At 48.8% G+C, this 688-nt stretch carries 1 pseudogene; it reads right to left on the reverse strand.

Annotated elements, in window-relative coordinates:
• Positions 1–549, reverse strand: a pseudogene (locus HGG74_RS21015) (IS110-like element IS4321 family transposase); the annotation flags it as partial.
• Between the last annotated feature and the right edge of the window lie 139 nt (positions 550–688).

Genomic DNA, 688 nt, shown 5'->3' on the forward strand with positions numbered 1-688 from the left:
CTGTTGTAATTTCAGCAGTAACTGGCTGAGATAAAGAGGCAAACTACTGTCCTCAAGAAGGGTACTCAGTCGACTAATAACGGCAGCACCTCGCGGAACGCTGATACCAAATTCCAGCAGAAAAGCATGCATCTGATTAGTTGTTTTCACCTTATCCTGAACCAGGGATTCACGGACACGATGCAGAGCTCGCATTGCCTGCTGAGATTCGGTTCTGGGCTGCACGAAACGCATAGATGGACGTGATGCTGCTTCACAGATAGCTTCAGCATCAACGAAGTCATTTTTGTTGCTTTTAACGAATGGGCGGACAAATTGCGGTGATATCAGCTTTGGAAAATGCCCTAACTCTTCCAGCTTGCGTGCCATAAAGTGAGAACCGCCACAGGCTTCCATCGCGATGGTTGTTGCCGGGCATGTCGCCAGAAATTCGATTAGCTTTGGTCGGGTGAATTTTTTACGGTAAACGGCCTTCCCACGATGATCCTGACAATGAATATGGAAAGAGTTCTTACCCAGATCGATACCAATAAGCGCAATGTTTTCCATGATGGTTCTCCGAATGAAAGCCTGTCCTCAGCATAGTACTGGGAAGGAGGGAGTGACCATCTCATTAAATAAAGCACGCTAAGCCGGTTGCAGCGGTCGTAGCGGCCTGAACTTGCCCGCGCCGATCTTGGCGCTGCTG

Origin of the sequence: Arthrobacter mobilis (assembly GCF_012395835.1) — a bacterium.
Lineage (GTDB): Bacteria > Actinomycetota > Actinomycetes > Actinomycetales > Micrococcaceae > Crystallibacter > Crystallibacter mobilis.